This is a genomic window from Ruminococcus sp. 210702-SL.1.03 (assembly GCF_020559915.1).
Taxonomy (GTDB): domain Bacteria; phylum Bacillota; class Clostridia; order Oscillospirales; family Ruminococcaceae; genus YE71.
Map to the genome: position 1 here is coordinate 90,130 of NZ_JAJCLZ010000012.1, position 6,174 is coordinate 96,303.

Annotated in this window: 9 protein-coding genes; all 9 read left to right on the plus strand. The window is 37.5% G+C overall.

Annotated features, from left to right (window positions below):
• Window positions 1–18: 18 nt before the first annotated feature.
• The 9 genes from LI114_RS08175 to LI114_RS08215 all read left to right on the plus strand — a co-directional run bounded on the left by LI114_RS08175 (window position 19) and on the right by LI114_RS08215 (window position 5,880).
• Window positions 19–237: a hypothetical protein gene (locus LI114_RS08175; RefSeq protein ID WP_227220268.1), complete on the plus strand. Its 219-nt coding sequence runs from the start codon at window positions 19–21 to the stop codon at window positions 235–237.
• Between the two features lie 137 nt (window positions 238–374).
• Window positions 375–1,370 (plus strand): Rpn family recombination-promoting nuclease/putative transposase, encoded by a 996-nt coding sequence (locus LI114_RS08180; protein ID WP_227220269.1) that lies wholly within the window; start codon window positions 375–377, stop codon window positions 1,368–1,370.
• A gap of 172 nt (window positions 1,371–1,542) precedes the next feature.
• The gene (locus tag LI114_RS08185; protein WP_227220270.1) at window positions 1,543–1,947 is read left to right on the plus strand and encodes a leucine-rich repeat protein; all 405 of its coding nucleotides are present in this window, start codon (window positions 1,543–1,545) and stop codon (window positions 1,945–1,947) included.
• 1 nt (window position 1,948) lies between these two features.
• The gene (locus LI114_RS08190) at window positions 1,949–2,791 is read left to right on the plus strand and encodes a tyrosine-type recombinase/integrase (protein WP_227220271.1); all 843 of its coding nucleotides are present in this window, start codon (window positions 1,949–1,951) and stop codon (window positions 2,789–2,791) included.
• Between the two features lie 96 nt (window positions 2,792–2,887).
• Window positions 2,888–3,310 carry a single-stranded DNA-binding protein gene (locus LI114_RS08195; RefSeq protein WP_227220272.1) on the plus strand — a complete coding sequence of 141 codons (423 nt, stop codon included), beginning with the start codon at window positions 2,888–2,890 and terminating at the stop codon, window positions 3,308–3,310.
• 51 nt (window positions 3,311–3,361) lie between these two features.
• Entirely contained in the window at window positions 3,362–3,766 is a 405-nt protein-coding gene (locus tag LI114_RS08200; protein WP_227220273.1) for a hypothetical protein, read from the plus strand.
• 59 nt (window positions 3,767–3,825) lie between these two features.
• A complete protein-coding gene (locus LI114_RS08205; RefSeq protein WP_227220274.1) occupies window positions 3,826–4,194 on the plus strand; it encodes a hypothetical protein in 369 nt (122 codons plus the stop codon).
• A 31-nt stretch (window positions 4,195–4,225) separates the two neighbouring features.
• Window positions 4,226–4,525, plus strand: coding sequence for a hypothetical protein (locus LI114_RS08210; protein ID WP_227220275.1), 300 nt, complete (start codon window positions 4,226–4,228; stop codon window positions 4,523–4,525).
• Entirely contained in the window at window positions 4,522–5,880 is a 1,359-nt protein-coding gene (locus tag LI114_RS08215) for a hypothetical protein (protein ID WP_227220276.1), read from the plus strand. Before LI114_RS08210 ends, LI114_RS08215 begins: the two co-directional genes overlap by 4 nt.
• Window positions 5,881–6,174: the final 294 nt, after the last annotated feature.

The window sequence follows — 6,174 nt, forward strand, 5'->3', positions numbered from 1 at the left end:
TACGATACCTCCAAAATTATGTTTATCGAAGAAAAAATGAAAGTCAGGGTAACTTACGAAGATAATTGTACATACACTGGTTCAATTTATAAAATTGTGATACAAAATCAAAATGAAGATAATAAACCACACGCTTTAGTTTTCATAACTCAAGATAAAAAGTTTAGAAAGCAAGAGGGTGATTTTGGATGTGTAGCTTTATGGGTAGAAAAGTTTAAGAAAATTGAAATTCAGTAAGTACACAATAGTACAAATATATTTTATCATAATATGTCAGTTATGTCAAACAAAATACTTTTTTGAAGGCAGCCATAAAAGTGGTTGCCTTTTTTATTGACAAAAAATGATAAACGTGATATAATGGAGGTATAAAAATGAAGTATAATAATGATGAGCTTGATAACAAAATTTACTCGCCGAAAAAAGACATAGTTTTTAAAAAGCTTTTCGGCAGTGAGGACAGTAAAAATATCCTTAAAGGCTTCCTTAACGATATGGTCGGTCTTGATATAAAAAGTGAAAATGATATATCTATAATGAATACCGAAGTATCGCCGGAAGAACTTGAGAAAAAAGGATCACGCTTAGATGTGCGCACTAGAATAGGCGAAACGGAGATAGACATAGAGATCCAATGCGAAAGTGAAAAGGATTTTTCTGACCGTACCCTTTATTACTGGGCAGAAATGTACCGTGGCAGCTTGCCGGCCGGTACACCTTATGGAAACACAAGAAAAGCTATCACGCTCAATTTGCTTGATTTTAATATGTTTAAATGTGATGAGTACTGCTCTAAATTCATGATATGTGAAACTCAAAGAGGAGAAGCTCTCACAGATAAACTGGAAATACATTTTGTTGAACTACCCAAAGCAAGAGCAGCCGGAATAAGGCTGAATGAAGAGGACAGAAAAACAAAATGGATAAAGCTGATGAACGTAACGACACGAGAGGAGCTGAGTGAAATGAAAGAGAATATGACCGATACCTCTTACAGCAGCGCAGTAGACAAACTCGACAGAATAAATGACGAAGCGTATATCCGTGCATTAAAACGAGCTGATGAAGAAGCAGCTCATGAAAGAGCCAGCAGAGAGTATACAAGGCAAATGGAATTGAAAGAAGCTATGGAAGCAGCACGAGCCAAGGGTCTGGCTGAAGGAAGAGCAGAAGGAAGAGCAGAAGGAAGAGCAGAACTTGAAAAAGCTTCTGAGAAAGCCTTTATTGAGGGTCAGCAATCTATGAAGGAAAGCATCTATGCCGACCTGAATAGTATGTCAACAGAAGAGCTGCTGAGATTTTTCAGCCGTGATATAAATGATCTGAATGCAAATAATGATCAGAATCGCGGCGGCGGTCGCGGCAGATAAAAAGTCCGCCTATAGGCAGAAAAACAAAATATGATTTTGAAAAGCAGTCATGAAAAGTGGCTGCTTTTTCCTTTTAAAAATAGATTTTGAAAGGGGTGATTATTTTCTCGATGATGACGATTACTATAAAAAAATCAACTTAATGTTTGATAAAGAGGTGACGAAATAAAAAATGTCAAAAAATATAATATTAAGCGACGGTATTACAAGTATTAAAAACAGCGATTTTCCAACTATTGATACCGATGCTACGCTTTTGTTTATACCGGCAAGTTGTTATTTTATACAAGATTATGCGCTGCGTAATTTGCCAGAGCTGCGTATTCTGTGGCTGCCAAATTCGCTGACACTTATCTCAGATTCAGCTTTTTCCGGATTAGACAAGATTGAAGCAATCGCAATACATGATTTTGAAACTTCTGAACCTAGAGATGTACATTTCGAATACTTTGACAGTATAACAGATCTATTTAGAGAACATCCGCTATATACATATGATGCACAACACAAACTTGAAAAGATTTGTAAAAAAGATATGATAATATCTTATGCGCATAAGAGAAGCGTGAAGTTTTAATATGAATACTAAATATAAAAACGTCAATGATATGGTATTTATTGGATATGAAAAGCAATTAACCTCACTTTCAGCGAGAACAAAGAAAAGCTATGCGTATGATATAAAATCATTAAGAGAATATCTAGTTACAGTAAATAAAAGTGCTTTTGCTCTATCTGATGAAGATGAGGAGGAAAAATATGTTGATTGGTTGAAAAATGTGCAGCACGAATCTCCGAGAAGCATTAAACGTCGGTTGTGTACGCTGCGTGGAGTAGTACGTTACTGTATGAGCCAAAAACGCAAAAATGATACTGCTATTCCTTGCGAAGAAATACCATTTGCAAGAAATGAAGATATACGTTCGTTATATCTCTATTGCTCCAATCTTAGTGACAAAGAGTCCTACGGAGAAATAAGAGCTAAAATAATTGTAATAATGTGTATATTGTTTGGACTGAAACCTAACGATTTAAGTTGCATGGATATAGACAGCATTAACGGTGATGAGATCGTTATAAATTCAAATCATCTGCTCATACGTTTAATTAACGATAGCTTTCCACACGAACTATTGGCTATATATCTTGATAAACGAAAAAAATACTTGGGAGATACTAATTGCAATGCTTTTTTTCTGAACAGATTTCGAGAACGCTTAAACGTAAACGGCATAAATCGTGATTTTCACATGATTGCAAAAAAATGCTGCAATGAGAATATTACGATGGCGCAAGTGCGAAACAACTGCATATGTGATTATTATGATCATTTACCGGACAAAGTGATTATATGCAAATTGTTCAAAATAACTACTAACAGAATAGATAAGCTTATTAGGAACAATTCGCATCACGATTAAATTCTTTTACACAAAAACTATTGAATTTTAATTAAATATGCAGTATAATGTATTAAAGGAAATATTTAACACGACCATAAAAGGAGGAATTTAAAAATGTACAATTCGGTCACATTAGTAGGAAGAATGGTAAACGATGCAGAGATTTTTGTATCAAGTAACGACGTAAAAGTTGCAAGATTTAGATTTGCTGTTGATTTACCAAAATCAAGACAAACCGAAAGTAAATCCGCAGATTTTTTCAAGTGTACCGCTTTTAAAGGAGCAGCTGAGTGCATCGAAAGATATACTCACAAGGGAGCAAAGCTTCTGATACATGGCAAACTGAGCAGCAGTTCTTACACCAACAAAGAGGGACAGAAAATCAACTCTACGGAAATAATCGTTCACGAAATCGAGTTGCTCGATACGAAAAATACTAAACGTGTTTCAAATAGCGAGCCCATACCGCAGCAGCAAGAGCCTGATTTTGAAGAATACGAAGTCGAAATGATATATGACGACGGAGTACCATTCTGATAAAAGTAATAACAGTCTGCCTGTAGGCAGAAAATCGAAAGGAGAAGAATTATGGCAATTGATTACCAAAGCTACAAAATAAGCTCGACCGGACAAGTACTGCCCGAGGTGGAGTACACTGATGATTCGGAAGAAAAGCGAATGCTTGAAAAACCGATAGGACGTTGGGGCAGAGCGTGGCAAAAGTGGATCGAAGAGCAGCATCCACTTGATAAAGATCTGCATGTTTGGCATTGCACATGGCAGATCGTGCCTCGTTGGATCGACGAAAAAGCAAAAGCGTATTATGACGAACTGAGCAAGGAATATAACCTTGTACACAAAGATCGTCCTCATTCTGATGATTATTTCGGGGTCTGCAAATGGGAAAAGCAGAAGGCTCTGTATATAGAACACAAAATAATGGAAGATTATGTGTATCATACATACGAGGAATTCTATAAGGATAAGAAATAACGATCAAGTTTAAAGAGCAGTCGGCAGCGGCTGCTCTTTTACATTTGGAGAGGGTAACCATGAAGAAACAGAAAAACGATAATACCATAAAACTCGTTATGACTATAGGCAGAGAAAACGTAGAGATCTCAAGCCTTGATATGCGCAAATACGAGCTTATAAATTACTATGTAAATCAGAATAAGGATGAAAAAGAAGATCAGCTTGAAATGCTCAAAGAGCTTGTCGCAGAAAGTTTTACTGCTGCGATCAACAAGCAGTACAAAAAATACGTTCCTGCGCAAGTGAGAACAATGTATGAGGAGCTGTTGGCGCACTCTTCAGTATTTGGAGCAATGGAAGAAAAAACTGAGATACCTGAGCCGCCGGCAGAAGAAAAAACAGACACCTTTCGCGGAAACGAAGAAACTCCTGCGGAGAAAATATGATGTTTTTTTATTTTCTTTTAAAGAAAATAAATTGATGCAGCTCAGATCGCTAAATGATAATACCGCTGTTATGTCAAGCAGCGATGATGACGGATATATTGTAGTAACAGCACCTGAACTATCAGGCGACCGAATTACTTACGCATTATCATTTAACTATAGCAGCTTGAAAGAAGCGAAAGAAGCTGCGGAGCGTCTTGACAGATATATAAATCTGCAACAGCAAAATGATATATCTGTTCGGACAAAGTACATTGAGAAGAACAAGCATACAACAGAAGAGAATGAAGCTGAAAAATATGACTATAGGCGGAAAGGATATAAAAAATGACAGAGTATGAGATCAATATGCAGCAGTATCTTGAAAACATTGCTGCGCAGAATGCCGAAATGATGAAACAGTTTGATATGATAAGAAAACGTCAGCAGCAGACCGATGAGCAGCTTGAAGAACTTATCGGCGATAGAAAGCCAAGAGAACGGCAGGAAATAGTTCCGCTCAATGATGATAGCAGCGAAATATCGCTGAGCTGTCATGAGCTTAGTCTGCTTCCGATCTTTTCGACGGCCGCAAAAGGATATGTAGCAAAGCTTGATAGCTTAGAGCGCAAACGCGCGGAACAGGCAGACAAGCTTGACAGACATGAAGCTAAGCTTAATGATACCAAGGACAGGATAGAACGTCTTAAAGATATTAACAAAATGCTTGAAACCACCGCCGAACGCATGTCGATCGGCGTTATAAACAACGTATTAAATTCTGTGCGTGAGCATAATATCAAGAAGCTTGAAAAGCTGGAGAAAGAAACTGTACCTAAGCTTGAAAATAAGGTCGCAAAGGATAAAAGGAGAATCAACAAGGTCGAAACAAATATAGATATAACTCAGAGCAAGTACGATAAGTGTGCTGCAATGAGTGGAATTATCCGTAGCTTTGCAATACTTAATACTGATAAACGTCGTGCTGTTTTTGTTGACTCGGTTAATTCGCTGCACTCGTCGCAGTGCAGACTGAACGAAGCAAAAATAAATAAGGCTAACATAAGACTTGATAAGCTCTGTCAGAAATATGAAGATGCTCAAACTTATACAGAAGCTAACGACATAAAGATAAAGCAGAATAAGCTGTATGATAAGATCAAAAAGCTGAATGAGGAAAAGAAGAAACTTGAAAAATCAGAATACAAAAATCCCTTTACTGTAGAGGAAAAGCAGGCTGCCGACGAAAACATGAGATCAACGGCTGCATTGATGATGAAAAGAGCTGAGGAAAATCCTACCGATGAAAATATTGCCGAAGCAGCTCAGACTGCAACGACTAAAGAAAATGTAAAGTCTTTTGATATTACGGAAGCGGCAAGTATGCTCATAGCAACAATAGGATACAACAGCGATATGTATTCCTTGAATGAGGACGGAGCAATCAACGATATGCTCGATAACGGTTTTGATAAGAACGATATAAAACTCGCAGCGGCTGCGATAATAAATTATTGTGCATATGAGGGCAGCGTATCTCTGGAAAACAGACAATGGGCAGACGAAGTATGCCGCAATAACGGCTTATCCGCGGACGATATGAGGGAATTTGCCGAAAGCGGCGAAGTAGTATATGGTGATAAAATTTCTGCCGTAGTTGATAAGGTCAACGGTAATACAAAAGCAGAAGCCAAAAGTAGAAAATAAGATATATAACAATTATCAAATGTTTACAAAATGTTAATTGATTTTGGATCGTTTTTGTGATATAATGGTATCATAGAAAAAATAAAACTGGTATCAAGTATACTTAGGAGGAAGAAGTTATGAAAAAAATAATATCTATCCTAGCAGCTATAGCCATTATGTCAACAAGCTCCCCTGCTCTCATCGGCAGAGCTGAGTGCTACACAACATCGTATGAAACTGTTGCGATGGACGTTGCCGGTGCGCTGGCGCAGCCCGGTTGGAAAGACCCTGCTGTGGGCGTTACTGCACTGC

What these genes read in the sequence shown, in the direction of transcription:
- LI114_RS08200 (WP_227220273.1), top strand. Translation starts at nt 3,362, where the DNA reads ATGGCAATTGATTACCAAAGCTACAAAATAAGCTCGACCGGACAAGTA.
- LI114_RS08215 (WP_227220276.1), top strand. Translation starts at nt 4,522, where the DNA reads ATGACAGAGTATGAGATCAATATGCAGCAGTATCTTGAAAACATTGCT.
- LI114_RS08175 (WP_227220268.1), top strand. Translation starts at nt 19, where the DNA reads ATGTTTATCGAAGAAAAAATGAAAGTCAGGGTAACTTACGAAGATAAT.
- LI114_RS08185 (WP_227220270.1), top strand. Translation starts at nt 1,543, where the DNA reads ATGTCAAAAAATATAATATTAAGCGACGGTATTACAAGTATTAAAAAC.
- LI114_RS08190 (WP_227220271.1), top strand. Translation starts at nt 1,949, where the DNA reads ATGAATACTAAATATAAAAACGTCAATGATATGGTATTTATTGGATAT.
- LI114_RS08180 (WP_227220269.1), top strand. Translation starts at nt 375, where the DNA reads ATGAAGTATAATAATGATGAGCTTGATAACAAAATTTACTCGCCGAAA.
- LI114_RS08195 (WP_227220272.1), top strand. Translation starts at nt 2,888, where the DNA reads ATGTACAATTCGGTCACATTAGTAGGAAGAATGGTAAACGATGCAGAG.
- LI114_RS08205 (WP_227220274.1), top strand. Translation starts at nt 3,826, where the DNA reads ATGAAGAAACAGAAAAACGATAATACCATAAAACTCGTTATGACTATA.